The organism is Streptomyces sp. NPDC093111, assembly GCF_040683955.1.
Lineage (GTDB): Bacteria > Actinomycetota > Actinomycetes > Streptomycetales > Streptomycetaceae > Streptomyces.
In genome coordinates, this window is sequence record NZ_JBFBNW010000012.1 from 70,565 (window position 1) to 96,462 (window position 25,898).

The window sequence follows — 25,898 nt, forward strand, 5'->3', positions numbered from 1 at the left end:
CCCGTCAGGGCTGGTGGGACTCCGCGCTCGGGATGAAGCGGCCGGTGCAGGTGGGCACGCTGTCCTTGCCGTTCTTCTTCGGCAGGGCGGCGCAGACGAAGACGGAGCCGTCGTCCGGGGCCGCGATCAGCGGGGTGTAGACGTCCCGGTCGAAGTGGACGACGTCGGCCTGGGCGGCGCCGTCGGAGTTGTTGACGACGACGGTGGCGCCGACCTCGGCGAAGGAGATGCGGCCCCAGGCGGCCTTGCAGGCGCGGCTGTAGCGGAGCTCGATGACGAGGTCCTTGGGGATGGAGCCGGTGCGGACGGTGACCGCGTCGGCGCCGCAGTTCATCTTCTTCGGGTCCCGGCCCTCGCACTTGGTGAGGGTGCAGCCGGTGGCCGGGCCCGCGACCTTCACCGCGGGCTTGGGCTTGACCGGCGGCTCGTCGGAGCCGGAGAGGGTGAAGGCCGCGTACCCGCCCGCGCCCGCCACCAGGAGGACGGCGAGGACGAGCGAGATCCACAGGGTGCGGCGGCTCCTGGGCGGCGCGGCCTCGTCCGGGGCGTCCGCCCCGTCGGGTTCGGCCTCCGGCGCCCCGCGCCGGGCCTCCTCCTCGTCCCAGAGGGCGAGCAGCGGCGCCGGGTCGGCCTCGCACAGCTTCGCGAGGCTCTCGACCGCGTCGCGCGGCGGGAACTGCTTGCCGTTGACCCACCGTTCCCACGACGACTTGGCGTAGTGGGTCTTCTCGCTGAGCTGGGCGAAGCTGCACCCCGACGCCTTCTTCAGCGCGAGCAGCTCGCCAGCAAGGTCCGTGACCGACCCCGCACGGTCCATTGTGACCGATTCCCCCCGATATGCATGCCCATGCCAGTCATGGACGTGGACATACTAGAGCCGGTCGAACAACCGGTTTTACATGCATCGCGCATGGATCAACGAGGCGGTCAGCCGCAGCAGTCGGGCTCCAGCCCGCGCGGCAGCCGCTCACCGCCGAAGACCGCGACCGTGGCCTCGTCGCCGCCGAGCGCCGCCACCGCGAGCAGCAGCGAACCGGAGGTCCAGGTGGTCTGCTCCTCCGGCCAGACCGCGCGGTCGCCCTCGAAGACGTACCCCGTCCAGTAGTCGCCGCCGGCGGCCCGCAGGTGCCGGATGGACTGGAGGATCTCCAGGGCCCGGTCCGACTCCCCCATCGCCCAGAGGGTCAGGGCCAGTTCACAGCTCTCGCCGCCGGTCACCCACGGGTTGGGCAGCACGCAGCGCACCCCGAGGCCCGGCACGACGAAGTCGTCCCACCGCTCGTCGATCCGCTCCTTGGCCTCCGCCCCGGTCACCGCGCCGCCGAGGACCGGGTAGTACCAGTCCATCGAGTAGCGGGACTTGTCGAGGAACCGCTCCGGGTGGCTGCGGATCGCGTGGCCGAGCGCGCCGGCCGCCAGCTCCCAGTCGGGCTGCGGCTCCTCGCGCTCGTCGGCGATGGCCAGGGCGCAGCGCAGCGCCTGGTGGATCGAGGAGCTGCCGGTGAGCAGCGCCTCGTCGACGGGGGTGCCGTCGGCCTCGCGCTTCCAGCCGATCTCGCCGCCCGGCCGCTGGAGCCCCAGGACGAACCCGACGGCCGCCTGGACCACCGGCCACATGCGGTCGAGGAAGACGTCGTCGCCGGTCGACAGGTAGTGGTGCCAGACGCCGACGGCGACGTACGCGACGAAGTTGGACTCCAGGCCGCGGTCGGTGACGTCCTCGGGGTCGCCGTCGCGGTAGGCCGCGTACCAGGAGCCGTCGGCGTTCTGGTGCCGGGCCAGCCACGCGTAGGCGCGGGCCGCGGCCTCGTGCTCGCCGGCGGTGTCCAGGGCCATGGCGGCCTCGGTGTGGTCCCACGGGTCCAGGTGGTGCCCGCGGAACCAGGGTATGGCGCCGTCCTCGCGCTGCGTCTCGAGGATGCGGGCCACCGTCTCGGCGGCCTCCTCGGCGGTCAGCACGCCCGGCAGGACGAGGTGCTGCGCCATCCGCTCGGGAGAGGTCACTTGGCGGCGTCCACGGGAAGGTGGGGCTTGGTCGCGTAGGCCACGAAGCTCTTGCCGACGACCGGGTTGAGCAGCTGCTCGGCGACCCGGGTCACGGCGGGCTTCTTCATGATGTCCCAGACCAGCAGCTTGTGGTACGCCTTCACCGGCAGCGCCTTGTCGTTGTCGACGCCGAAGGCGCACTTCAGCCACCAGTACGGGGCGTGCAGGGCGTGCGCGTGGTGGGTGCCGTACGGCCTGAGGCCGGCCTGGCGCATCTTGGCGAGCAGCTCGTCGGCCTTGTAGATGCGGATGTGGCCGCCCTCGACCTCGTGGTACGCGTCGGAGAGCGCCCAGCAGACCTTCTCGGGGCCGTAGCGGGGGACGGTGACGGCGATCCGGCCGCCCGGCTTGAGGACCCGGACCATCTCGGCGAGGACGCCCTTGTCGTCCGGGATGTGCTCCATGACCTCGGAGATGATGACGACGTCGAAGGACTCGTCGGGGAACGGCAGGTTGAGCGCGTCCCCCTCCATCGCGGTGGCGCTCGCGCCGGCCGGGGCCTCGCCGGCCTCCTTCATCGCCGCGAACCACTTGGCGACCTCGCGGATCTCCTCGGCGTTCTGGTCGAGGGCCACCACCTGGGCGCCGCGCCGGTAGCACTCGAAGGCGTGCCGGCCGCCGCCACAGCCCAGGTCGAGCACGCGGTCGCCGGGGGCGAGCGGGAAGCGGGTGAAGTCGACGGTCAGCACGGGTTCCTGCTTTCGCGGTGGAGGGAGGCCTGCGCGCCCTGCGCGGCGATCGCCGCACGGTACAGCTCGGCCGTGCCCTGGGCGGCCCGCGCCCAGGTGAAGCGCTGGAGGACCCGCTCGCGGCCCGCCGCGCCGAGCCGGGCGCCGAGGTCCGGATCGGCGAGGACCCGGCCGAGGGCCGCGGCGAGCGCGCCCGCGTCGCCCGGGGGGACCGCCAGGCAGGTCTCGCCGTCGGCTCCCGCGACCTCGGGGATCGCGCCGCCGGTGGTGGCGACCAGGGGGGTGCCGGTGGCCATGGCCTCGGCGGCGGGCAGCGAGAAGCCCTCGTACAGGGACGGGACGCAGGCGACCCGGGCGGAGCGGTAGAGGTCGACGAGCTCGGCGTCGGTGACGCCCTTGACGAACTCGACGGCGCCCTCCAGGCCGTACCGCTCGATGGCCTGGGCGACCGGTCCGTCCTCGGCGCGCTTGCCGACGACGACGAGGTGGGCGTCCGGGCGCTCGGTGCGCAGCTTGGCGAGCGCCTCGATCAGGTGGACCAGGCCCTTGAGCGGGACGTCGGCGCTGGAGGTGGTGACGATCCGGCCGGGGATCTCGGCGACGGACGGGTCGGGCGACCAGAGGTCGGTGTCGGCGCCGATGTGGACCACGCCGATGCGGTCCTCGCGGACGCCGAGGTGTTCGACGATCTCCTGGCGGGAGGTGCCGGAGACGGTGAGGACGGAGGGCAGCCGGCGGGCGACGCGCTTCTGCATGCGGGTGAAGGCGTACCAGCGGCGGACGGAGGCGCGGCGCTTCCAGTCGGCGGCGGCGTCGAGCTCCAGTTGCCGGTCGACGGTGATCGGGTGGTGGATCGTGGTCACCAGCGGGGCGCCGAGGGCGCGCGGGCCGCCGAGGAGTCCGTACCCGAGGGTCTGGTTGTCGTGGATGACGTCGAAGTCGCCGCGGCGGGCGGCGAGGGCGCGGCGGGCGCGCAGCGAGAAGGTCAGCGGCTCCGGGAAGCCGCCGGTCCACATGGTGGCGACCTCCAGACCGTCGATCCAGTCCCGGTACTCGTCGCGCTTCGGGGTGCGGAACGGGTCGGGCTGGCGGTAGAGGTCGAGGCTGGCGATCTCGGTGAGCGGGACGCCCTCGTCGAGCGTGGGGTACGGCTGGGAGCCGAGCACCTCGACGCTGTGGCCGAGCCGGGCGAGCTCGCGGGACAGGTGCCGGACGTAGACGCCCTGGCCGCCGCAGAACGGGTTCCCCTTGTACGTGAGGAGAGCGATCCGCAACGGACCGTCACCGCCCGGCGTGACACCCTGCCGGGGGCTTGCCTCTATGGCCTCCGCGGTCATGTGCGACCCCCTTCGAGCGTGTATTTCGCGGGAGCGTAACCGCCCGCGCTAATCTAGAACAAGTTACAGACTTGATCGTTCATGATCTTCTGGCTTGATCTTCTTGATCCTTCAAGGAGCACAGAATCTACCGGCTGGTAGCTCCGCCGTGAGAAGCCGGATCAGGTGATTCGCGCCACGGCCGGAGCCCCGCGATACTGTCGCTCCTTCACCGCACGGAACGGGGCCTCATGACCGTGGAAGACAGACCGTCGTCGCCGCCTCTGACGGAGCGCCAGGAGGCGCGCCGACGGCGCATCCTCACCGCGAGCGCGCAGCTCGCCGGGCGGGGCGGGTTCGAGGCCGTGCAGATGCGGGAGGTGGCGGAGGCGGCCGGCGTCGCGCTCGGCACCCTCTACCGCTACTTCCCCTCCAAGATCCATCTGCTGGTCGCCACCATGCAGGACCAGCTCCAGCACATGCACACCACGCTCCGCAAGCGTCCCCCGGCGGGCGCGGACCCGGCCCAGAGGGTGGCCGAAACCCTGATGCGGGCCTTCCGGGCGCTCCAGCGCGAACCGCAGCTCGCGGACGCGATGGTCCGCGCGCTGACCTTCGCGGACCGGAGCGTGAGCCCCGAGGTCGACACGGTGTCCCGGCTGACCACGGCGATCATCCTGGACGCCATGGGGACCGAGCACCCGACGCCCTCGCAGCTCTCGGCGGTGCGGGTGATCGAGCACACCTGGCACTCGGCGCTGATCACCTGGCTTTCGGGGCGCGCCTCGATCGCACAGGTGAAGATCGACATCGAGACGGTCTGCCGGCTGATCGACCTGACCGCGCCGGGGGCCGGCGAGGCCCCCGGGCGCGGCTGACCCCCGGGGGGTCAGGCCTTCTTGCCCTGCGTCCTGCTCTTCTCGACGTCGGCCTTGAACAGCTCCTCGCACGCGGGAGACGTGTCGCTGGCGATGAACATCACCATCTTGAACTCGCCCATGGTGTGCTCGCTGGCCTTCAGCTTCCACCGGCTCTTGGTGAGGGGCACGATCCTGGACTCGCCCTGGTCGATGCCCTGCCCCTCCTTCCAGCCGCCCTTGCCGAGCGCGTCCAGCGTGTCCGTGTAGGACTTCTTGGGGTTCACGGCCTTCTCGGTGTCGGGCGACCAGGAGACCATGCAGTTCTCCAGGCCGGGCGGCACGTCGTCGCCGGTCGCGTCCTGGGTGAAGCCCGCGGCCGTGGCGGCGGCCTCGATCTCCTTCTTCACCGCGGCGGCCGACAGACCTCCCTCGGCCGACGGGGCAGACGGAGCCGCCGTGGCCCCCGAACCCCCCTTGCCCGGCGCCCCCTTGCCGGCGTCGCCGCCCTGCCCACTGCACCCCGCGACCAGCAGCACCACACCGGCGGCCACCGACCCGGCCACCCACCTCGCCTTGCGCACGACTCTCCCGATTCCCCGTGCACGAGGGCCCGTTGCCCCCGTGATCAAAGGAGTAGTTTTGCACGTGGGAACGGCGGGGGCGGACCGGACCGGGGGCCGGCCCCCGGAAGCCCGGGGCCCGGCCGGTGTGCCGCGCGGCGCCTAGTCCTCGGGAGGGAATACCGGCTCCCCACCGTCCACCAGGGTGATCGAGATGGCCTCAACCGGGCAGCCTTCCGCCGCCGCCAGGACCCGTTCGTTGGCGTCGAGTTCGCCCTCGCGCGGGTGGGACTGGCGGGCGGTGTCCAGACGGAAGCCCTGGGGGGCGTGGTTGACGCACATGCCCGAGCCGATGCAGACCGTGCGGTCGACCTCGACGTGCCAGCGGTCGCCCATCACGCGCCACCGGGCCCCTCGTAGCCCGCCGGCAGGTGGATCATCTTGTGCTCCAGGTACTCCCCCAGGCCCTCGGGCCCGAACTCGCGGCCGACGCCGGAGTTCTTGTAGCCGCCGAAGGGGCCGAGCATGTCGAGGCTGAAGGTGTTGACGTTGAAGGTGCCGGTGCGGACCCGGCGGGCGAAGTCGACGCCGTGCTCGACGTCGCCGGTCCACACGCTGCCGCTGAGGCCGTAGTCGGAGTCGTTCGCGACCCGCAGGGCCTCGTCCTCGTCCCCGTACGGCAGGAGGCAGATGACCGGGCCGAAGATCTCCTCGCGGGCGATCCGCATGGAGTTGTCGACGCCGCCGAAGAGGGTCGGCTCGACGTACCAGCCGCGCTCCAGGCCGGCCGGACGTCCGCCGCCGGTCAGGACCTTGGCGCCCTCGGCCTGGCCGATGGAGATGTAGTCGAGGGAGCGCTGCTGCTGGCGGCGGGCGACGAGCGGGCCGACCTGGGTGGCGGGGTCGAGCGGGTCGCCGACCACGAGCGCGCCGGCCGCCGCGGCGAACGCCTCGGCGATCTCCTCGTAGCGGGCGCGCGGCGCGAGGATGCGGGTCTGGGCCACGCAGGCCTGCCCGTTGTTCATCCAGGCGGCGGGGACGATCCCGGCGACGGCCGCGTCGAGGTCGGCGTCGGGCAGGATCACGGCGGCGGACTTGCCGCCGAGTTCGAGGGTGACGCGGGTGAGGTTGCGCGCGGCGACCTCCATCACGCGCTTGCCCGCCGCGACCGAGCCGGTGAAGGACACCTTGTCGACGCCGGGGTGCGCCACCAGGTACTCGCTGACCTCGCGGTCGGCCGGCAGGATCGAGAGCACGCCCTCCGGCAGCCCGGCCTCGGCCGCGATCTCGCCGAGGATGTACGAGTCGAGGGGCGACTCCGGCGAGGGCTTGAGGATCACGGTGCAGCCGGCCAGCAGCGCGGGCCCCAGCTTGGCGGCGGCGGTGAACTGCGGCACGTTCCACGGCACGACCGCCGCGACCACCCCGACCGGCTCGCGCCGCACCAGCAGCGGGCCGAGGACCCCGGCGCGCCGCTCCTCGTACGCGTAGGAGCGGGCCACGGTGATCGCCGAGTCCCACACCATCATCGCGCCGAGCGCCTGGGCGAGGACGGACCAGGAGTACGGGGAGCCGTTCTGCGCGCTGATCGAGCGGGCGATCTCCTCGTGCCGGACCGCGATGGCGTCCTTGATCCGCCCGACGACCTCGATCCGCTCCTCCAGCGTCATCCGCGGCCAGGGCCCCGCGTCGAAGGCCCGGCGGGCGGCGGCGACGGCCCGGTCCACATCGGCCTCGGCGGCATGCGGGACGCGGCCGATGACCTCCTCGGTATGGGGGGAGACGACCTCGATGACCTCGCTGCCGAGCGGGTCGGTCAACTCGCCGCCGATGAACAGTTTTCCGTGCTCCACAAGCTCGGTCATGACCGACTGCCTCCCGGAACCACGCGCCGATGCCGATATCTGATCGCCGATATCTGACTGTGTTTCAGAACTGATACCAGTTCTAGTTCTGCTTGGCCAGACTCGGGACGGCGGGCATGCCGGGGCCCGCCGGTCTAGAATTTGAGACGGAGCGGAAGAACCCGCGGCCGCGCACGCGCTCCGGCCGCCGACGTCACCCTCCCCCCACGCCCCGGAGGAGCACCATGCGTACCCTCGCGCGCTCACATCCGCACCGGGCCCGGCGCCTGACGGCCGCCGCGGTCTCGTCCGTCGCCGCGGTCGCCCTGCTCGTGCCGACGACCGCCTCGGCGGCGCCCGCGCCGGCCGCGCAGCCCGCACCCGAGAGCGTCTCCGTCGTCACGAAGGCGCCCGACTCCTTCCTCTTCCAGTACACCTTCAACGGGCACCTGAAGATCGGCGGCGGCAACTTCACCGTCGACGGCCCGGTCACCCTCTACGTCAAGCTCAACAACGGCACGATCATGTTCCGCCAGACGGTCATCGCACGGACGCACCCCATCACCCCCGGCGGCGCGATCTACGTGGAGACCACGATCAGTTCACCCTGCGCCCCCGGCAACAACGGCTACGCCCGCGCCTTCGACCGCACCACCCAGACCTGGTCGCCGCGGCTGCCCGTGCCGGTGTGCCAGCGGATCGACTGATCCACCCCCTCGCGCCATTCCTCCCTCCCCCACTATTCTGACGCTGCGTCAGTTCTCGTTATAGTGCTGCGACAAGCCGTACCGGCACGCAGAGACGAGGGCGCTCATGACGCAGCCGACCGACCAGGTGACCGAGCACGGCGGAGGCGTCTGGTCGCTGCGGGTGCCCATCCCCGACAACCCCCTCGGTCACACCCTCGTGCACGTCCTCGACACCGACCGCGGGCCCGTCCTCGTCGACACCGGCTGGGACGACCCCGCCTCCTGGCACGAACTCACCACCGGACTCGGCGTGCTGGGCATCGGCATCCAGGACGTCCACGGGGTCGTCGTCACCCACCACCACCCCGACCACCACGGCCTCTCCGGCCGGGTCCGGGAGGAGTCCGGCGCCTGGATCGCCATGCACGCCGCCGACATCGCCGTCGTCCGCCGCACCAGCAGCGCCGAACCCGGCAGCTGGCTCGACTACCTGGCCCGCAAACTGGCCGCCGTCGGCGCCCCCGAGGAGCACACCGCCCCGCTGCTCGCCGCCCGCGCGGCCGGCCGGCTGCGCACCCTGCCCGGCCTCTCCTCCGCCCTGCCCGACCGGGAGATCGTCCCCGGCGAACTGCTCGACCTCGCCGGCCGCAGGCTGCGCGCCGTCTGGACCCCCGGCCACACCCCCGGCCACGTCTGCCTCCACCTGGAGGAGGCCCACCCGGCCGGGCTGCCCGGCCACGGCCGGCTCTTCTCCGGCGACCACCTGCTGCCCGGGATCAGCCCGCACATCGGCCTGTACGAGGACCCCGACGAGGCCACCGCCGCCGACCCCCTCGGCGACTACCTCGACTCCCTCGAACGCATCGGCCGGCTCGGCGTCGCCGAAGTCCTCCCCGCCCACCAGTACGCCTTCCCCGACGCCGCCCGCCGGGTCCGCGAGCTCCTCGACCACCACGAGGAACGCCTCGCCGGACTGCACGCCCTCCTCGCCACCCCCCTCACCCCCTGGCAGCTCGCCGAACGCATGGAGTGGAACCGCCCCTGGGAGCTCATCCCGCACGGCTCCCGCAACATCGCCGTCAGCGAGGCCGAGGCCCACCTCCGGCGCCTGGTGAAACTGGGCCGCGCCGAGTCCGTCCCCGGCACCGACCCGGTGGCCTACCAGGCGGTCTGAGCCACCCGTCCACGCTCCCGGTGTGACCCACGGCGCCCCGGGCCGGGCCGGCGCGGCCGGTAGAGTGGGCGGTCGTCGTCATGCCCGTACAGGGGGAAGCCGGTGGGAATCCGGCACTGACCCGCAGCCGTGAGCCACCTCCAGGTGGCGAGTCGGAATGCCCGGTACGGGACGTGAGCGCCGGCACCGTCGAGGAATACGGCGCCGGAGGCCGGCTCCCCGGGTGCTGGTGTCCGGTGCCCGCAGGAGAGGGACCCATGATCAGCGTTCGCCGTGTCGCCGCCGCACTCGCGGCCGGTGCCGTGCTCAGCACCACCGCCGCCGGAGTGGCCGCCGCCGCACCCTCGCCGACGCCGACGCCCGCGAAGATCCCCGCCGGCCTGTACGGCACGAGCGACCCGACCTACGACGGCGTCTGGCGCCAGTCGCTGGCCTTCCTCGCCCAGCGCACCTCCGGCATCCAGCCCGCCGACCAGGCCGTCGACTGGCTGCTCGGCCAGCAGTGCGACTCCGGCGCCTTCGCCTCGTACCGCCCCGACCCGGCCAAGCCCTGCGACGCCAAGACGATGCTCGACAGCAACGCCACCGCCGCCGCCGTGCAGGCCCTCGCCGCCGTCCGGCGCCAGTCCCACGCCCCCGAGAAGGCCGAGAAGGCCGCCAAGGCGGGCACCGCCTGGCTCAAGAGCGTGCAGAACAAGGACGGCGGCTGGAGCTACGTCCCCGGCGGGCCCAGCGACGCCAACTCCACCTCCGTCGTCATCAGCGCCTTCGTCGCCGCCGGCGAGCGCCCCGGCGACGTGAGGTCCGCCGACGGCAGGAACCCGTACGACGCCCTCCTCACCTTCGCCCTGCCCTGCACGGACAAGGAAGGCGCCGGCGCCTTCGCCTACCAGCCCGACAAGGCCGGCAAGCTGTTCGCGAACGCCGACGCCACCGCCGCCGCCACCCTCGGCGGACTCGGCAAGAGCATCACCGCCCGCGGCACCCAGCCCGAGCAGCCCCCCGTCTGCAAGGACCTGCCGAAGCCGACCGCCGACCGGGCCGCGCTCAACGGCGCCTCCTACCTCGCCGCCCAGCTCGCCAAGACCGGCCACCTCACCGTCCCGCCGATGCCCGGCGCCTCCGAGACCGCCGAGCTCCCCGACTACGGCAACACCGCCGACGCCGTCGTCGCGCTCGCCGCGGCCGGCGCGAAGAAGGAAGCCGCCGGCGCCCTGGCCTGGCTGGAGAAGAACTCCCCCCAGTGGGCCGCGACCAGCGGCCCCGCCGCCTACGCCCAGCTGGTCTTCGCCGCGCACGCCATGGACACCGACCCGCGCAGCTTCGGCAGCGCCGACCTCCTGGAGCAGCTGAACGCCACCGGGCCCGCCCCCAAGGCGCCGGACAACTCGCAGGCGTCCACCACCGCCGACGACGACGAGTCCGGCTTCGACCTGTGGTGGATCATCGGCATCGGCATGGTCGTCGGCGTCGGTGTCGGCTTCCTCCTGAGCGGCCGCAAGAAGTGAGGGCCCGCACCGGTCTCGCCGGTGGCGCGGCCGGCCTCCTGATGCTGCTGGCCGCCGCGCCCGCCCAGGCCGCCGGCTACCGCTACTGGTCCTTCTGGGAGGCCGGGGGCAAGGACGGCGGCTGGGCCTACGCCACCCAGGGCCCGGCGACCGCCCGGCCCGCCGACGGCGACGTCATCGGCTTCCGCTTCGCCGTCAGCAAGGACTCCGCCGACGCCTCGAAGCCCTCCGCCGCGCCCGCGTTCGGGCAGATATGCGGGGACGTGAAGAAGGCGGAGAAGGCCGACGGCAGCAAGCGGATCGCGGTCGTCATCGACTTCGGCGGCCCCCTCGACGCCCCGCCCGGCGAGACCCCGCCGGCGAAGGCGCTCAAGGTCGGCTGCCCCCAGGTCCGCGAGGACGCCACCGCCGCCGAGGTGCTCGCCGCGGTCGCCAAACCGCTGCGGTACGACACCAACGCCCTGCTCTGCGGCATCGCCGGCTACCCGGCGAAGGGCTGCGGCGAACAGGTCGCGGCCACCCCGGACGCCGCCGCGTCCCGGCCCGCCGCACAGCCGTCCGGGACACTCGACGCCGCCCCCGGGGACTCCGGCGGCCCCTCCTTCGGGCTCGTGACGGGCGGCGCCGCCGTGCTGCTCCTCGGCATCGCCGGCGTCTGGCAGGCCCGCCGCCGCCGCGGATGACCCGCCCGAACCGGCTGCGCGCCCCCGAGGCGAACCGCTCGAACGCCCTGCACCCCGGAGCCTGGTGGCTCTGGGCGCTCGGCCTCGCCGTGGCCGCCTCCCGCACCACCAACCCGCTGCTCCTCGGCCTGATCGTCGGCGTCGCGGGCTACGTCGTCGCGGCCCGCCGCACCGACGCGCCCTGGGCCCGCTCGTACGGCGCCTTCGTCAAGCTGGGCCTGTTCGTCGTCGCCCTGCGCCTGGTGTTCTCGCTGGTCCTCGGCTCGCCGATCCCCGGCGAGCGGCTGCTGTTCACGCTGCCCGAGGTGCCGCTGCCCGACTGGGCCCAGGGCGTCCGGATCGGCGGCCGGGTCACCGCCGAACAACTCGTCTTCGCCCTGTACGACGGGCTGAAACTGGCGACCCTGCTCATCTGCGTGGGCGCGGCGAACGCGCTCGCCAACCCGGCGCGGCTGCTCAAGTCGCTGCCGGGCGCGCTGTACGAGGTGGGGGTCGCCGTCGTCGTCGCGATGACCTTCGCGCCGAACATGGTCGCCGACGTCGTCCGGCTGCGCACCGCCCGGCGGCTGCGCGGCCGCCCCACCGGCGGGGTGCGGGCCCTGCTCCAGATCGGCCTTCCGGTCCTGGAGGGCGCCCTCGAACGCTCGGTGGCCGTGGCCGCCTCCATGGACGCGCGCGGCTACGGCCGGACCGCCCGGGTACCGCCCGCCGTACGGCGCACCACCGCCGTCCTCACCCTCGGCGGGCTGCTCGGCGTGTGCGCCGGATCGTACGGGCTGCTCGCCGCGCAGGGCGCCGGGTACGGGCTGCCGCTGCTCGCCGCCGGGCTCCTCGCGGCCGTCGCGGGGCTGCGGCTCGGCGGGCGGCGGGCCGCCAGGACCCGCTACCGGCCCGACCGCTGGGGCGTCCGGGCCTGGCTGGTCGCCGCCTCCGGCATCGCCGTCGCCGTCGCGATGATCTGGGCGGCGTCGGCCGACCCCGAGGCGCTCCGCCCCGGCGTCGTCCCCCTCCGGGCGCCCGAGCTGCCGCTGTGGCCCGCCGTGTCCGTGCTGCTCGGCCTGCTCCCCGCCTTCGTGGCCCCCGTTCCGAAGGAGACCTCCCGATGATCCGCTTCGAGAACGTGTCGGTGACCTACGACGCCGCCGCCGCGCCCACCCTGAGCGGGCTCGACCTGACCGTGCCCGAGGGCGAGCTCGTGCTGCTCGTCGGTCCCTCGGGGGTCGGCAAGTCGACCCTCCTGAACGCGGTGTCCGGGCTCGTCCCCCACTTCACCGGCGGGACCCTGCGCGGCCGGGTCACCGTCGACGGGCGCGACACCCGCACCCATCCGCCCCGCGAGCTCGCCGACCTGGTCGGCACGGTCGGGCAGGACCCGCTCGCCCACTTCGTCACCGACACCGTCGAGGACGAGCTGGCCTACGGCATGGAGTCCCTGGGCCTCGCCCCCGCCGTCATGCGGCGGCGGGTCGAGGAGGTCCTGGACCTGCTGGGCCTGAACGAACTCCGCGACCGGCCCATCGCCACGCTCTCCGGCGGGCAGCAGCAGCGCGTCGCGATCGGCTCCGTGCTCACCCCGCACCCCAAGGTCCTCGTCCTCGACGAGCCGACCTCCGCGCTCGACCCGTCGGCCGCGGAGGACGTCCTCGCCGTGCTCCAGCGGCTCGTCCACGACCTCGGCACGACCGTCCTCATGGCGGAGCACCGCCTGGAGCGGGTCGTCCAGTACGCCGACCAGGTCCTCCTCCTCCCCGACGGCGTCCTCGGCGCCCCCGCCGACCTCATGGCCGTCTCGCCGGTCCACCCGCCGGTGGTCGCGCTGGGGCGGCTGGCCGGGTGGGACCCGCTGCCGCTGTCGGTACGGGACGCGCGACGGGCGGCGGGGGCGCTGCGGGAGCGGTTGGCGGGGGCACATCCAGCCCCGCCGGCGTTTGAGGCGCGGGGGTCCGGGGGCGGAGCCCCAGGGCCGGGCCGCGAGCCCGAGGCGCCTGCGGCGGGCCCTGCTCCCCACCCCGCCCCTTCCCGAACCGGGGCTCCGCCCCGGGCCCCGCTTTCGGGGCTCCGCCCCGGACCCCGGTCCTCAAACGCCGGACGGGCTGAAATTGCAGCCCCGCCGGCGCTTGAGGCGCGGGGGTCCGGGGGCGGAGCCCCGGGGGCGCCTGCGGCGGGGCTGGATTTCCCAGCCCGCCCGGCGCTTGAGGGCACGGCCGCAGGCCGTACGGGGGCCCGGGGGCAGGCCCCCGGTTTCGGGAAGGGGCGGGGTGGGGGACTCTCCCTCTTCCGGCGGCGGCGCGCCCGCCCCGCCCCCGTCGCCCCCGGCCTGCCCCTCGTCGACATCGACCGCCTCGCCGTCCGCCGCGGCCGCGTCGAGGCCCTGCGGCAGGTGACGCTCCAGGTCGCCGCCGGCGAGACCGTGGCGCTGATGGGGCGGAACGGGGCGGGGAAGTCGACGCTGCTCGGGACGCTCGTCGGGATGATCGCGCCGGCTTCCGGCAGCGTCCGGGTCGCCGGGCTCACCCCGCACGCCACGGACCCGCGGGCCCTGATCCGGCAGGTGGGGCTCGTCCCGCAGGAGCCGCGGGACCTGCTGTTCGCGGACACGGTGGCCGCCGAGTGCGCCGCCGCCGACACGGACGCGGGCGCGGCGCCGGGGAGCTGCCGGGCGCTGGTGTCGGAGCTGCTGCCGGGCGTCGCGGACGGGACGCATCCGCGGGACCTGTCGGAGGGGCAGCGGCTGACGCTCGCGCTCTCCGTGGTGCTGACGGCCCGCCCGCCGCTGCTGCTGCTCGACGAGCCGACCCGCGGTCTGGACTACGCGGCGAAGGCGCGTCTGGTGGCGCGGCTGCGCGGGCTCGCGGCCGAGGGGCACGCGATCGTGCTGGCCACGCACGACGTGGAGCTGGCGGCGGAGCTGGCGCACCGGGTGGTGATCGTGGCGGGCGGCGAGGTGGTCGCGGACGGCCCGACGGCCGAGGTCGTGGTGTCCTCGCCCGCGTTCTCGCCGCAGGTCGCGAAGGTCCTCGCGCCCCAGCCGTGGCTCACCGTCGAACAGGTGGAGGCGGCGCTGTGAGCGCGCGGCCGATCCGGCTGGGCGCCCGTTCGGTCGTCGCCCTGGTCCTGGTGTCCGTCGTCGGGCTGATCGCGGTCGGCTGGCCGCTGTTCGCCGCCCGGGGCTCGGCGCTGACCGACCACGCCGCCGACGCCCCGTGGTTCTTCGCCCTGCTGCTGCCGCTGCTCATCGCGGTCGTGGTGGCGACGATCGCGGACTGCGGGATGGACGCGAAGGCGGTGGCGATGCTGGGCGTGCTGGCGGCCGTGGGGGCGGCGCTGCGCCCGCTGGGGGCGGGGACGGCCGGTCTGGAGCCGATGTTCTTCCTGATGGTGCTGAGCGGCCGGGTGCTGGGGCCGGGCTTCGGCTTCGTGCTGGGCGCGGTCACGATGTTCGCGTCGGCCCTGCTCACGGGCGGGGTGGGGCCGTGGATGCCGACGCAGATGCTGGCGATGGGCTGGTTCTCGATGGGCGCGGGGCTGCTGCCGGGGCGGGTGCGGGGGCGGGGCGAGCTGCTGATGCTCTCCGCGTACGGCTTCGTGGCGGCCTTCGCGTACGGCACGGTCACCAATCTGTACGGCTGGGTGACGGTCGGCGGCCTGGCGCACGGCATCTCGTTCGAGCCGGGGGCGCCGGTGCACGAGAACCTGGTCCGGTTCCTGGCGTACGTGGTCGCGACCTCCGTCGGCTGGGACCTCGGGCGGGCCGTCCTCACCGTGGTGCTGACGCTGACCGTCGGCGGCACCCTCCTGAAGGCGCTCCGGCGGGCCACGCGGCGGGCGAACTTCGAGGCCCAGGTCACATTCGAGGCCCCGGAGAGGGCCCTGGCGGGTGAGGCGCCTCATAGGACCCACGTCACGTACGACGGGAAATAGTAGAGGGTTCAGGGTGGGTCAAATGCCCCCATACGCGGGTTCTACCTGCGGAAAGGGGGCAGAGCTCGCGCCGGGACCTGTGGGCGAGGTCCGAACCTTCCTCGTACTGGGGGTGATTGCGCCGCCGTCCGGGGTTTGCTTCTCTGGTGGACGTCGCCAGGCAGCCGGTGCTCATCGCAACGGCACGGCCGGCCGGTTCCCCCCAGTCCCCGGGTCTCCCGGGCTCTGGTTCCGGCATGCCGAAACCCCTGGCGCGGCCCAAGTCCCCGACGTTAGGAATGACGTTTTGTTCCGCTCGATCGCCACTCGTGCCAACTCCCGCAAGAAGACCTTCGCCGTTTCGGCCGCGGTGCTGCTCGGCGCCTCCGGTGCGGTGCTCGGCACGACGGGTACGGCTTCCGCCGCCACCCCCCAGGAGCTTGCCCGGCAGATCGTCCCGGCGGCCCAGTACGCGTCCTTCAGCAAGATCGTCGAGCACGAGTCCGGCTGGAACCACACCGCCACCAACTCCTCCAGCGGCGCCTACGGCCTGGTCCAGGCCCTGCCCGGCTCGAAGATGTCCTCGGCCGGTTCCGACTGGAAGACCAACCCCGCCACGCAGATCAAGTGGGGTCTGGACTACATGAACGAGCGCTACGGTTCCCCGAACGGCGCCTGGAACTTCTGGCAGTCGCACGGCTGGTACTAAGAGTCACCACGCCGCACCGCGCAGACCCGCAAGGCCCCGCCCTCCGCACGGAGGGGCGGGGCCTGCGGCGTTTCCGGGGTGCGGTCAGCCGGTCACAGGCGCTGGATGATCGTCCCGGTGGCGAGCGCGCCGCCCGCGCACATGGTGATCAGGGCGAACTCCTTGTCGGTGCGTTCCAGCTCGTGCAGGGCGGTGGCGATGAGCCGGGCGCCGGTGGCGCCGACGGGGTGGCCCAGCGCGATGGCGCCGCCGTTGACGTTGACCTTCCCCAGGTCCTGGTCGAAGACCTGCGCCCAGCTGAGCACGACCGAGGCGAAGGCCTCGTTGATCTCGACGAGGTCGATGTCCTTGAGGGACATCCCGGCCTTGCCGAGCACCGCGCGGGTCGCGTCGACGGGGCCGTCGAGGTGGTAGTGCGGGTCGGCGCCGACCAGGGCCTGGGCGACGATCCGGGCGCGCGGGCGCAGTTTGAGGGCGCGGGCCATGCGCTTGGAGGCCCACATGATCGCGGAGGCGCCGTCGGAGATCTGCGAGGAGTTGCCGGCGGTGTGGACGGCGGTCGGCATGACGGGCTTGAGCCGGCCGAGGCCCTCCATGCTGGTGTCGCGCAGGCCCTCGTCGCGGTCGACGAGCCGCCACATGCCGTGGCCGGCGGCCTGCTCCTCCTCGGTGGTCGGGACCTGGACGGCGAAGGTCTCGCGCTTGAACCGCTCCTCGGACCAGGCGACGGCGGCCCGCTCCTGGGAGAGCAGGCCGAGGGAGTCGACCCGCTCGCGGGTGAGGCCGCGGCGGCGGGCGATGCGCTCGGCCGCCTCGAACTGGTTGGGCAGGTCGACGTTCCACTCGTCCGGCCAGGGCTTGCCGGGGCCGTGCTTGGAGCCGGAGCCGAGCGGGACGCGGGACATCGCCTCGACGCCGCAGCTGATGCCGATGTCGATGGCGCCGGCCGCGACCATGTTGGCGACCATGTGGCTGGCCTGCTGCGAGGAGCCGCACTGGCAGTCGACGGTGGTGGCGGCGGTCTCGTACGGGAGGCCCATGGTGAGCCAGGCGGTGCGGGCGGGGTTCATGGACTGCTCGCCGGCGTGGGTGACCGTGCCGCCGACGATCTGCTCGACGCAGTCGGCGTGGATGCCGGTGCGTCCGAGGAGCTCACGGTAGGTCTCGCCGAGGAGGTAGGCGGGGTGCAGGTTGGCGAGCGCGCCTCCGCGCTTGCCGATGGGGGTGCGTACGGCTTCGACGATGACGGGTTCCGCGGCCATGAGCTCGTCCTCTCCTCGCCCGCCCGGGGTGTCCCGGCACCCCGGTGCGGGCTCACATCCGGAACTGGTACGCGTTCTAGTTCTGAGTGCAGTCTTATGACTGCTACCGCGGGTACGCAAGGGTCCGGAACGCAACAGTTCCCGCGCCATGCCTTGCCTCTTGTAGAACTCGTTACTACCTTTCCCGGCAACTTCTGATGGGCCGTCAGACAATGGACTGACAGGATCAGACAAGGACGTGTTGCCGATGCCGTGCCCTCACCTCTCCGAAGGGTTCGACGCCACCGACCCCGATCTGCTCCAGGACCGGATACCCCATCCGGAGTTCGCCCAGCTGCGGCAGACCGCGCCCGTCTGGTGGTGCGCCCAGACCCCCGGCCTCACCGGCTTCGCCGACGACGGCTACTGGGCGGTGACCCGGCACGCCGACGTCAGGTACGTCTCCACCCACCCCGAGCTGTTCTCCTCCAACGAGAACACCGCCGTCATCCGCTTCAACGAGCACATCTCGCGGGACCAGATCGAGGTCCAGAAGCTGATCATGCTCAACATGGACCCGCCCGAGCACAGCCGGGTCCGCCAGATCGTCCAGCGCGGCTTCACCCCGCGCGCCGTCCGGAGCCTGGAGACCGCCCTGCGCGACCGGGCCCGCTCCATCGTCGAGGAGGCGAAGGCCGCGGCCGGCGAGGGCGGCACCTTCGACTTCGTCACCAAGGTCGCCGTCGAGCTGCCGCTCCAGGCCATCGCCGAACTCATCGGCGTACCCCAGGAGGACCGGGCCCGGATCTTCGACTGGTCGAACAAGATGGTCGCGTACGACGACCCCGAGTACGCCATCACCGAGGAGATCGGCGCCGAGGCCGCGATGGAGCTCATCGGCTACTCGATGAACCTCGCCGCCAGCCGCAAGGAGTGCCCCGCCCAGGACATCGTCAGCCAGCTCGTCGCGGCCGAGGGACAGGGCAACCTCTCCTCCGACGAGTTCGGCTTCTTCGTGCTGCTCCTCGCCGTCGCCGGCAACGAGACCACCCGCAACGCCATCAGCCACGGCATGCACGCCTTCCTCACCCACCCCGAGCAGTGGGAGCGCTACAAGCGCGAGCGGCCCGCGACCGCCGCCGAGGAGATCGTCCGCTGGGCGACCCCCGTCGTCTCCTTCCAGCGGACCGCCACCCAGGACACCGAGCTCGGCGGGCAGCAGATCCGCAAGGGCGACCGGGTCGGCCTCTTCTACTCCTCCGCCAACAACGACCCCGAGGTCTTCGAGAACCCCGAGACCTTCGACATCGGCCGCGACCCCAACCCGCACCTCGGCTTCGGCGGCGGCGGACCGCACTTCTGCCTCGGCAAGTCCCTCGCCATCAAGGAGATCGAGCTGATCTTCGAGGCACTCGCCGACGAACTGCCCGACCTGACCCTCGCCGGCGACCCCCGCCGACTGCGGGCGGCCTGGCTGAACGGCATCAAGGAGCTCCAGGTCCGGGTGGCCTGAGCGCCCGCCGGAACCGGGTGGTCCACCCGCACGTCCGAACGGGCATGCGGGGGACACACCATCACCGGTTCACCAGACTGCTCACCATGCTCGTCGCGCTGCTCGCGCTCCAGGCCGGCTCGCTCGTCGCGCCGGCCTACGCGTGCGGCTGCGGCGCCATGATCCCGGGCCGCGGCGCCCGGATCGGCGTCGACCGCGAGACCTCGGCCGTGCACTGGGACGAGCGGACCCGCACCGAACGGATCGTCATGCGCTTCACCGTGCGCGGCGACGCCGACCAGGCCGCCTGGGTCATGCCCGTGCCGCACCGCGCCGACGTCCGACTCGGCGACCCCGCCCTGTTCGACGCCCTGGAACGGCTCACCGCACCCGCCTACCGGGACCGCGACCACTTCTGGCCCCGCTCCGGCGACTGGCCCTTCTCCTCCGGCGACACCGACGGCGTCGCCGGAGCCGCGCCGCCCACCGCCCGGGCCCCCGGCGTCGGCGTCGTCGGCCGCGAACGGCTCGGCCCCTTCGACGTGGCCCGCCTCACCGCCACCGACCCCGACGCGCTCGGCGACTGGCTGCACCGCAACGGCTTCGAACTCCCCGACCGGCTCGCCGCCGAACTGCGCCCGTACGTCGAGCGGAGATGGGAGTACGTCGCCGTCCGCCTCGCCCCCGAACAGGCCGGCGCACCCCTGCGCGGCGCCCTCGACCCGCTGCGGATCACCTTCGCCAACGACACCCCCGTCTACCCCATGCGCCTGTCCCGGCTGGCGCGGACCCCGCAGGCGCTCGACCTGTACGTGCTCTCCGGCCACCGCATGGAGCCGCGGGACCGCATCGGCGGCGACCGGCCCGCCGTCACCTTCGCCGGGACGCTCGACGCGCCCGACGGCGCCGTCGCCGAACTCACCGGCCGCGCCCCGGTCTTCCTCACCGCGGTCGAGCAGAGCTTCCCCGTCCCCGCCCGGATCGACGACGACCACACCCTCGTCCGCGCCGCCGCCGACACCCCGTACCGCACGGTGTACTACACCGACCGGCTGCTCACCCTCGGCGGCGTCCCGGCCTGGCTGCTCGCCCTCGGCGGGGCGGCCCTCCTGACCGTGGCGGGCGTCCTCGTGGCGGTGCGGGCCCGGCGCGCGAACGGCGGTGTACGTTCGGCCGCATGAGCAACGACCAGGATCAATGGACCGCCGTCGACCACTACTTCACCGAGCTGCTCGCCCCGGCCGACGAGGCGCTCGCCGCCGCGCTCGCCGACTCCACGGCCGCCGGCCTGCCGGAGATCGCGGTCGCCCCCAACCAGGGCAAACTGCTGAACCTCCTGGTCCGCGTCCAGGGCGCGAGGAAGGTCCTGGAGATCGGCACCCTCGGCGGCTACAGCACCATCTGGCTGGCCCGCGGGCTGCCCGCCGACGGCAGGCTGATCAGCCTGGAGTACTCCCCCGTCCACGCCGACGTGGCCCGCGCCAACCTCGCCCGCGCGGGCCTCGACGAGATCGTCGAGGTGCGCACCGGCGCGGCCCTGGACACCCTGCCGGTCCTGGCCGAGGAGGGCGCCGGCCCCTTCGACCTGGTCTTCGTCGACGCCGACAAGGCCAACAACCCGCACTACGTCGGCTGGGCCCTGAAGCTCTCCCGGCCCGGCTCGCTGATCGTCGTCGACAACGTGGCGCGCGGCGGGAAGGTCGCCACCGCCCACCCGGACGACCCGGCGATCACCGGCATCCGCGCCATGTTCGACCTGATCGCCCGCGAGCCCCGGCTCGACGCCACCGCGTTCCAGACGGTGGGCACGAAGGGGCACGACGGGCTGCTGATCGCCCGCGTGACGGACTGACCGGGGAACCGGTCATATCCTGCCCTTCATGAGCATCGTGAAGATCAACGTACTGACCGTGCCGGCCGAGCAGCGCGAGGTCCTGGAGAAGCGCTTCGCGTCGCGCGCCGGGGCCGTCGAGGGCTCGGACGGCTTCGAGTGGTTCGAGCTGCTGCGCCCCCTGGAGGGGACCGACTCCTACCTCGTCTACACCCGCTGGCGCAGCGAGGAGGACTTCCAGAACTGGATGAACGGCTCCATGAAGGCCGCCCACCAGGGCACCTCCGGCGGAGAGGGCGGGGCCGAGCGGCCGAAGCCCGCGGCGACCGGCTCCACCCTGTGGTCCTTCGAGGTCGTGCAGACGGCGTCCCCCAAGAACTGAACCGGGGTCCCGCGACAGCCCGCGGCCGGGTCGGCGAAACCCGGCTGCGTCCCGGGCCCCGCGCGCCGCACAATGGCGCGCATGACCTGGATCTTCACGCCCGAGCACGTCGACACCCCGGACGCCACCGCGCTGCGCCGCGCCTACTACGGCGACGTCGCGGGACGGTACTGGAAGCGCCCGGCGACCGAGGCGGAGATCGACGAGGGGCTGGCCGGCGACGGGGTCGAGCAGCTCACCCCGCCCACCGGCCGCTTCCTCGTGGGCCGCTACGACGGCACCCCCGCGGCCTGCGGCGGAGTGCTCCTGCTCGACGCCGAACGGGCCGAGCTGACCCGGGTGTTCCTCCGGCACGCCTTCCGGGGCAAGGGCGGCGCGGGCGCCCTGATGGACGGCCTGGAGGACGCGGCCCGCGACCTCGGCGCCCGCCGGACGGTCCTCAACACCCGGCTCGACCTGGTGGAGGCGCGGGCGCTGTACACACGGCACGGGTACGCGGAGATACCGGCGTACTGCTCGGGGCCGTACATGGAGATCTGGTACGGCAAGGAGCTCTGACCGCCGGAGGGCGCGGGCGGGTCACTCCTGGGGGCGGCGCTCCGGGATGCGGCGCCCCGCCTCAGGGGGCGTGGTGGTCGCCCGGGGGCTCCGGCGAGCGGGGGCGCTCCCCGTCCGAGCCGCCGAGTTCGGCGGTCAGCTCCTCGACCAGCTGCACCAGATCGGTCGGGCGGTCCGGCCCCCACCAGTCGCCGAGCAGCTCCGACAGCGAGTCCTCGCGCGCCTTGGCGAGCAGGACCGCCGTCTGCGCCCCGTCCTCGGTGAGCACGAGCTGGACCCCCTCGCGGTCCACCAGCCGCCGCTCCTCCAGCTGCCGGGCGGCCTCGGTGATCGCCCGCAGCGGTACGGGGGTGGTGTCGGCGAGCAGTGAGGGTTCCACGGTCCCGTGCCGGCGGACCCGCAGCAGCAGCCAGCTGGCGGCCGGCAGCAGGTCCAGCCCGGCGCGCGCGGTGATCTTCTCGTACACGTGCTTGCGCCCCTCGCGGGAGCCGAGCAGCGACAGCGCGCGGGCGCACTCGTCGTACGAGGAGCGCTCCACGGGGTTGGAGGCGAGGGTCTGGCTGGTGTCGGGCGCGGTGACCGAGGCCCGCAGCGGGTCCTCCTTCAGGAAACAGGCCACGACGAAGCCGATCAGGACGACCGGCGCCGCGTACAGGAACACGTCGGTGATGGACGTGGCGTACGCGTGCAGCACCGAGGGGCGCAGCTCCGGCGGGAGGGCGGCGATGGCCCGGGGGTCGGCGGCGATCTGCGCCGCCCCGGCACCGGGTGGCACCCGCTGCCCGGCGAGGGCCGCCTCCAGTTTGTCGGTGAGGCGGTTGGTGAAGACGGTGCCGAAGATGGCGACGCCGAAGGAGGCGCCGATCGAGCGGAAGAAGGTGGCTCCCGAGGTGGCGACGCCGAGGTCCTGGTAGGAGACGGCGTTCTGCACGACGAGCACCAGGACCTGCATGACGAGGCCGAGTCCGGCGCCGAAGACGAAGAAGTAGACGCTCATCTCCCAGGTGGAGCTGGTCTCCGTCAGCCGGTGCAGGAGGAGCAGGCCGAGGGCGGTGACGGCGGTGCCGGCCAGCGGGAAGACCTTCCAGCGGCCGGTGCGGGAGACGATCTGGCCGGAGGCGGTCGAGGTGAGCAGCATGCCGAGGACCATGGGCAGCATGTGGACGCCGGACATGGTGGGGCTGACGCCCTGCACGACCTGGAGGAAGGTCGGCAGGTAGGTCATCGCGCCGAACATCGCGAAGCCGACGATGAAGCTGATCACGGAGACCAGGCTGAAGGTCCGGATCCGGAACAGCTTGAGCGGCAGCACGGGTTCGGCGGCCCGCCGCTCCACGTACACGAACCACACGAGCAGGACGACGCCGAGGACGGAGAGCCCGATGATCTGCGACGAGCCCCAGGCCCAGGTGGTGCCGCCGAGGGAGGCCACCAGGACCAGGCAGGTGGCGACCGAGGCGATGAGGAAGGTGCCGAGGTAGTCGATGGTGTGGCGGGTGCCGCCGACCGGGATGTGCAGCACGGCGGCGATGACGAAGAGCGCGACGATGCCGACGGGCAGGTTGATGTAGAACACCCAGCGCCAGGAGAGGTGTTCGGTGAACAGTCCGCCCAACAGCGGCCCGAGCACGCTGGTCGCACCGAAGACCGCGCCGAACAGGCCCTGGTAGCGCCCGCGTTCGCGGGGCGAGACGAGGTCGCCGACGATCGCCATCGACAGCACCATGAGCCCGCCGCCGCCGAGGCCCTGGAGCGCGCGGAAGCCGATGAGCTGCGGCATGTTCTGGGCGATGCCGCAGAGCGCGGAGCCGATCAGGAAGATGACGATGGCGCTCTGGAAGAGCTTCTTGCGCCCGTACTGGTCCCCCAGCTTCCCCCACAGGGGCGTGGCGGCGGTCGACGCCAGCATGTAGGCGGTGACGACCCAGGAGAGGTGCTCCATGCCGCCGAGTTCGCTGACGATGGTCGGCAGCGCGGTGGAGACGATGGTCTGGTCGAGCGCGGCGAGCAGCATGCCGAGCAGCAGTGCGCCGATCGCGATGATGACGGTGCGCTGGTTCTGGCCCTCCCCGGGCAGGGGGTCGCCGCCGGCGCGCGGCGCGCGTACTTCCTGGGCCATGGGCGTCTCCTCCGGCCGGGCCGCTGGGGGTTCGTCCCCCTCCGTACGGCTCCATCCTGGTTGCTTTGCCCCGGTATGGCCTGCGGAGGAGTGGCGAAAGGGCACAGCTGTTCACTCCACCGGGGTGGGCTGGCTGCATAATCGCTCGCAGTTGAACCGGGGAGGGAACCAACGATGTCCGGACACGCCTGTCCTGAATGCGGTCTACACAGACCGGGCTGCGCCTGCGCCCGAGCGGAGGCGCAGGCCGCGGAGGTGGCGGCGGCGGAGGACTTCGATCCGCTGCGCATCCGGCCGTACGTGACGCTGGAGTCACCGCAGGACACGACGACGCTGCTGCGGCCGGTGCCGCCCGTGCCGCCGGGAGCGGGAGCGGGGGCGCCCGCGGGACCGGGGCCGCTGGCCGGACCGCTGCCGGCGGAGGTGCCGGCGGAGGTCCCGGCGGAGGTCCCGGTGCCGCGTCCGGCCGGGGATCCGTCCGAGACGATGTCGCTGCTCCTGCCGGGAGTGGCGGGACCCTCGTACGGGCAGGGGTCGGGGCAGGACCAGGGGCAGGCTTACGGGTACGAGTACGGGCAGGCGTACGGGGCGGGGCAGGCGTACGGGGCAGGGCAGGCCGACACCGGCGCGTACGGGGCCTCTGGACTCGGCGGGGCCGCCGGGTTCGACGGGGCCGCCGGGTTCGACGGGGCCGCCGGGTTCGACGGGAGCGCCGGGTTCGACGGGGCCCAGGAGGTCTCGCACACGCTCGCGTACGCCCCCGAGGGGCGCCGGCGCTCCGGGCGGGGCCGGGCCCTGGCCGTCGCGGGCGTGGTCGCCGCCGCCGTCGTGGGTACGGCGGTCATGGCGACCGCGATGATCGGCGGGAGCGACACGGACGACCGGGCCGCCGTCCCCGAGGTCACCACCAGCGCGTCCGAGAACGTCGCCGTCTCCGAGGAGCCGAGCACCGCGCCGACCCCGACGGAGACCGCCTCCCCCTCCGCCCGGACCACCTCGGCGGCCCCCACCGCGACCGCGACCGCCTCCGCCACCCCGGCCCGGACCTCGGCGTCCGCCACCAGGACGGCACCGGCCGCGACCGCGACGAAGACCACCACCGCACCGTCGAGCGCGCCCGGGGTGGCCCCGAGCGCCACGGAGGACCCGGAGGGGCCGACCCTCAGCCTGGGCTCCAGCGGGGACGAGGTGGCGGAGCTCCAGCGGCGCCTGAAGGAGCTGTGGCTGTACAACGGGCCCGAGGACGGCAGGTTCACCAGGAAGGTGGAGCACGCGGTCGAGATCTTCCAGTCGTACAAGTACATCTCCGACGACCCCGAGGGCGTCTACGGGCCGGCCACGCGCCGCGCGCTGGAGGCCGAGACCTCGGGGTGACGGGGCCGCCGGCGGGTCCCGCGATGCGGACGGATTGGCGCGGAAGCCGACTCGTTTTGTATCGTGGAGAAACAAAGTGGCCCCGTCCGCACTCCCTGACCGGCGGGCGGGACCGCTCTGTCCCTTTCCTCCTCATCTCGTCTCCGACCACCCCTCCTGGAGATCCCTGATGACTGCCACCACTCCGGCGTCGTTCACCGCACGTGCCCTCCTGCTCGACATGGACGGAACGCTCGTCAACTCCGACGCCGTCGTGGAGCGCTGCTGGCGGCGCTGGGCGGAGCGCCACGGGCTCGACCCGGTGGAGGCCCTGAAGGTGGTGCACGGGCGCCAGGGGTACGCCACGATGGCGGTCCTGCTGCCGGACCGGCCGATGGAGGAGAACCTCGCCGACAACCGCGTGATGCTCGCCGAGGAGACCGCCGACCTCGACGGTGTCGTGCCGGTGCCGGGCGCGCCCGCGTTCATGGCCGCCCTGGCGACGCTGCCGCACGCCCTGGTGACCTCCGCCGACGAGGCGCTGGCCCGGGCGCGGATGGGCGCGGCCGAGCTGCCGATGCCGGCGGTCCGGGTGACCGCCGAGGGCGTGAGCGCGAGCAAGCCGGACCCGGAGGGCTTCCTGAAGGGCGCGGCGGAGCTGGGCTTCGCCCCCGAGGACTGCGTCGTGTTCGAGGACTCCGAGGCGGGCATCCAGGCGGGCCGCGCGGCCGGCATGCGCGTGGTGGGCGTCGGCCCCCGCGCCGCCGCCTTCGCGCCGGACGCGCACGTCCAGGACCTGACCCGGCTCCGCGTCGAGCCGGGCGCCGAGGGCACGATCACGCTGACGTTCGCGTAGGACACGAACGGGCCGACCCGCACGCGGGAGCCCCCGGGACCATCGGATCCCGGGGGCTTCGCCGTACCCGGGAGCGGATCTCGGGGGC

Annotated in this window: 25 protein-coding genes and 1 riboswitch; of the genes, 16 read left to right on the forward strand and 9 right to left on the reverse strand. The window is 73.4% G+C overall.

Going from position 1 to position 25,898, the window contains the following annotated elements; genetic code table 11:
• Positions 1-4: 4 nt before the first annotated feature.
• The 4 genes from AB0Q96_RS21840 to AB0Q96_RS21855 form a co-directional block, all read right to left on the reverse strand.
• Positions 5-817, reverse strand: coding sequence for a DUF2690 domain-containing protein (locus AB0Q96_RS21840; RefSeq protein ID WP_365327844.1), 813 nt, complete (start codon positions 815-817; stop codon positions 5-7).
• A gap of 110 nt (positions 818-927) precedes the next feature.
• Positions 928-2,004: a prenyltransferase gene (locus AB0Q96_RS21845; RefSeq protein ID WP_365327846.1), complete on the reverse strand. Its 1,077-nt coding sequence runs from the start codon at positions 2,002-2,004 to the stop codon at positions 928-930.
• The gene (locus tag AB0Q96_RS21850; protein WP_365327848.1) at positions 2,001-2,735 is read right to left on the reverse strand and encodes a class I SAM-dependent methyltransferase; all 735 of its coding nucleotides are present in this window, start codon (positions 2,733-2,735) and stop codon (positions 2,001-2,003) included. Before AB0Q96_RS21850 ends, AB0Q96_RS21845 begins: the two co-directional genes overlap by 4 nt.
• Positions 2,729-4,072: a glycosyltransferase family 4 protein gene (locus AB0Q96_RS21855; protein ID WP_365327850.1), complete on the reverse strand. Its 1,344-nt coding sequence runs from the start codon at positions 4,070-4,072 to the stop codon at positions 2,729-2,731. The genes AB0Q96_RS21850 and AB0Q96_RS21855 overlap by 7 nt, the downstream gene beginning before the upstream one ends.
• 230 nt (positions 4,073-4,302) lie before the next feature.
• Here AB0Q96_RS21855 and AB0Q96_RS21860 point away from each other — a divergent pair, with 230 nt between their 5' ends.
• Positions 4,303-4,929, forward strand: coding sequence for a TetR family transcriptional regulator (locus AB0Q96_RS21860; protein ID WP_365327852.1), 627 nt, complete (start codon positions 4,303-4,305; stop codon positions 4,927-4,929).
• Between the two features lie 11 nt (positions 4,930-4,940).
• Here AB0Q96_RS21860 and AB0Q96_RS21865 read toward each other — a convergent pair whose 3' ends face one another.
• From AB0Q96_RS21865 to AB0Q96_RS21875, 3 genes are all read right to left on the reverse strand, one after another.
• Positions 4,941-5,492 (reverse strand): hypothetical protein, encoded by a 552-nt coding sequence (locus AB0Q96_RS21865; protein ID WP_365327853.1) that lies wholly within the window; start codon positions 5,490-5,492, stop codon positions 4,941-4,943.
• A gap of 141 nt (positions 5,493-5,633) precedes the next feature.
• The gene (locus AB0Q96_RS21870; RefSeq protein WP_365328312.1) at positions 5,634-5,867 is read right to left on the reverse strand and encodes a ferredoxin; all 234 of its coding nucleotides are present in this window, start codon (positions 5,865-5,867) and stop codon (positions 5,634-5,636) included.
• On the reverse strand, positions 5,867-7,336 hold the full coding sequence (locus AB0Q96_RS21875) for an aldehyde dehydrogenase (RefSeq protein WP_365327855.1): 1,470 nt from the start codon (positions 7,334-7,336) through the stop codon (positions 5,867-5,869). The genes AB0Q96_RS21870 and AB0Q96_RS21875 overlap by 1 nt, the downstream gene beginning before the upstream one ends.
• 224 nt (positions 7,337-7,560) lie before the next feature.
• On the opposite strand from AB0Q96_RS21875, the gene AB0Q96_RS21880 reads away from it, so the two are divergent.
• The 8 genes from AB0Q96_RS21880 (at position 7,561) to AB0Q96_RS21915 (ending at position 15,978) form a co-directional block, all read left to right on the forward strand.
• The gene (locus tag AB0Q96_RS21880) at positions 7,561-8,022 is read left to right on the forward strand and encodes a hypothetical protein (protein ID WP_365327857.1); all 462 of its coding nucleotides are present in this window, start codon (positions 7,561-7,563) and stop codon (positions 8,020-8,022) included.
• A gap of 106 nt (positions 8,023-8,128) precedes the next feature.
• Entirely contained in the window at positions 8,129-9,178 is a 1,050-nt protein-coding gene (locus AB0Q96_RS21885) for an MBL fold metallo-hydrolase (protein ID WP_365327860.1), read from the forward strand.
• A 90-nt stretch (positions 9,179-9,268) separates the two neighbouring features.
• Positions 9,269-9,341, forward strand: a riboswitch (cobalamin riboswitch).
• A 94-nt stretch (positions 9,342-9,435) separates the two neighbouring features.
• Positions 9,436-10,686, forward strand: coding sequence for a prenyltransferase/squalene oxidase repeat-containing protein (locus AB0Q96_RS21890; protein ID WP_365327862.1), 1,251 nt, complete (start codon positions 9,436-9,438; stop codon positions 10,684-10,686).
• Between the two features lie 41 nt (positions 10,687-10,727).
• The gene (locus AB0Q96_RS21895; protein ID WP_365328314.1) at positions 10,728-11,369 is read left to right on the forward strand and encodes an SCO2322 family protein; all 642 of its coding nucleotides are present in this window, start codon (positions 10,728-10,730) and stop codon (positions 11,367-11,369) included.
• A complete protein-coding gene (locus AB0Q96_RS21900) occupies positions 11,366-12,475 on the forward strand; it encodes an energy-coupling factor transporter transmembrane component T (protein ID WP_365327864.1) in 1,110 nt (369 codons plus the stop codon). Before AB0Q96_RS21895 ends, AB0Q96_RS21900 begins: the two co-directional genes overlap by 4 nt.
• Positions 12,472-14,436, forward strand: a complete 1,965-nt coding sequence (locus AB0Q96_RS21905) for an ATP-binding cassette domain-containing protein (protein ID WP_365327866.1) — start codon at positions 12,472-12,474, stop codon at positions 14,434-14,436. The genes AB0Q96_RS21900 and AB0Q96_RS21905 overlap by 4 nt, the downstream gene beginning before the upstream one ends.
• The gene (locus AB0Q96_RS21910) at positions 14,433-15,290 is read left to right on the forward strand and encodes an ECF transporter S component (protein WP_365327868.1); all 858 of its coding nucleotides are present in this window, start codon (positions 14,433-14,435) and stop codon (positions 15,288-15,290) included. The genes AB0Q96_RS21905 and AB0Q96_RS21910 overlap by 4 nt, the downstream gene beginning before the upstream one ends.
• Before the next feature lie 286 nt (positions 15,291-15,576).
• Positions 15,577-15,978, forward strand: a complete 402-nt coding sequence (locus tag AB0Q96_RS21915) for a transglycosylase SLT domain-containing protein (protein WP_365327870.1) — start codon at positions 15,577-15,579, stop codon at positions 15,976-15,978.
• Between the two features lie 92 nt (positions 15,979-16,070).
• Here the strand turns inward: AB0Q96_RS21915 and AB0Q96_RS21920 are convergent, their stop codons facing one another.
• Positions 16,071-17,240: a steroid 3-ketoacyl-CoA thiolase gene (locus tag AB0Q96_RS21920; RefSeq protein WP_365327872.1), complete on the reverse strand. Its 1,170-nt coding sequence runs from the start codon at positions 17,238-17,240 to the stop codon at positions 16,071-16,073.
• 247 nt (positions 17,241-17,487) lie between these two features.
• Here AB0Q96_RS21920 and AB0Q96_RS21925 point away from each other — a divergent pair, with 247 nt between their 5' ends.
• From AB0Q96_RS21925 to AB0Q96_RS21945, 5 genes are all read left to right on the forward strand, one after another.
• A complete protein-coding gene (locus AB0Q96_RS21925) occupies positions 17,488-18,732 on the forward strand; it encodes a cytochrome P450 (RefSeq protein ID WP_365327874.1) in 1,245 nt (414 codons plus the stop codon).
• 86 nt (positions 18,733-18,818) lie between these two features.
• Positions 18,819-19,892: a DUF2330 domain-containing protein gene (locus AB0Q96_RS21930; RefSeq protein ID WP_365327876.1), complete on the forward strand. Its 1,074-nt coding sequence runs from the start codon at positions 18,819-18,821 to the stop codon at positions 19,890-19,892.
• The gene (locus tag AB0Q96_RS21935) at positions 19,889-20,563 is read left to right on the forward strand and encodes an O-methyltransferase (RefSeq protein WP_365327877.1); all 675 of its coding nucleotides are present in this window, start codon (positions 19,889-19,891) and stop codon (positions 20,561-20,563) included. Before AB0Q96_RS21930 ends, AB0Q96_RS21935 begins: the two co-directional genes overlap by 4 nt.
• A gap of 28 nt (positions 20,564-20,591) precedes the next feature.
• Complete coding sequence (locus AB0Q96_RS21940) at positions 20,592-20,924, forward strand: antibiotic biosynthesis monooxygenase (RefSeq protein ID WP_365327879.1); 333 nt, start codon at positions 20,592-20,594, stop codon at positions 20,922-20,924.
• 81 nt (positions 20,925-21,005) lie between these two features.
• Positions 21,006-21,482 carry a GNAT family N-acetyltransferase gene (locus AB0Q96_RS21945; protein ID WP_365327881.1) on the forward strand — a complete coding sequence of 159 codons (477 nt, stop codon included), beginning with the start codon at positions 21,006-21,008 and terminating at the stop codon, positions 21,480-21,482.
• Positions 21,483-21,543: 61 nt separating this feature from the next.
• Here the strand turns inward: AB0Q96_RS21945 and AB0Q96_RS21950 are convergent, their stop codons facing one another.
• Positions 21,544-23,601 carry an MFS transporter gene (locus AB0Q96_RS21950; RefSeq protein WP_365327882.1) on the reverse strand — a complete coding sequence of 686 codons (2,058 nt, stop codon included), beginning with the start codon at positions 23,599-23,601 and terminating at the stop codon, positions 21,544-21,546.
• Between the two features lie 255 nt (positions 23,602-23,856).
• On the opposite strand from AB0Q96_RS21950, the gene AB0Q96_RS21955 reads away from it, so the two are divergent.
• Together AB0Q96_RS21955 and AB0Q96_RS21960 are read left to right on the forward strand one after the other, a co-directional pair.
• Complete coding sequence (locus AB0Q96_RS21955; RefSeq protein WP_365327884.1) at positions 23,857-24,975, forward strand: peptidoglycan-binding domain-containing protein; 1,119 nt, start codon at positions 23,857-23,859, stop codon at positions 24,973-24,975.
• 169 nt (positions 24,976-25,144) lie between these two features.
• On the forward strand, positions 25,145-25,810 hold the full coding sequence (locus AB0Q96_RS21960) for an HAD-IA family hydrolase (RefSeq protein ID WP_365327885.1): 666 nt from the start codon (positions 25,145-25,147) through the stop codon (positions 25,808-25,810).
• Positions 25,811-25,898 lie beyond the last annotated feature (88 nt).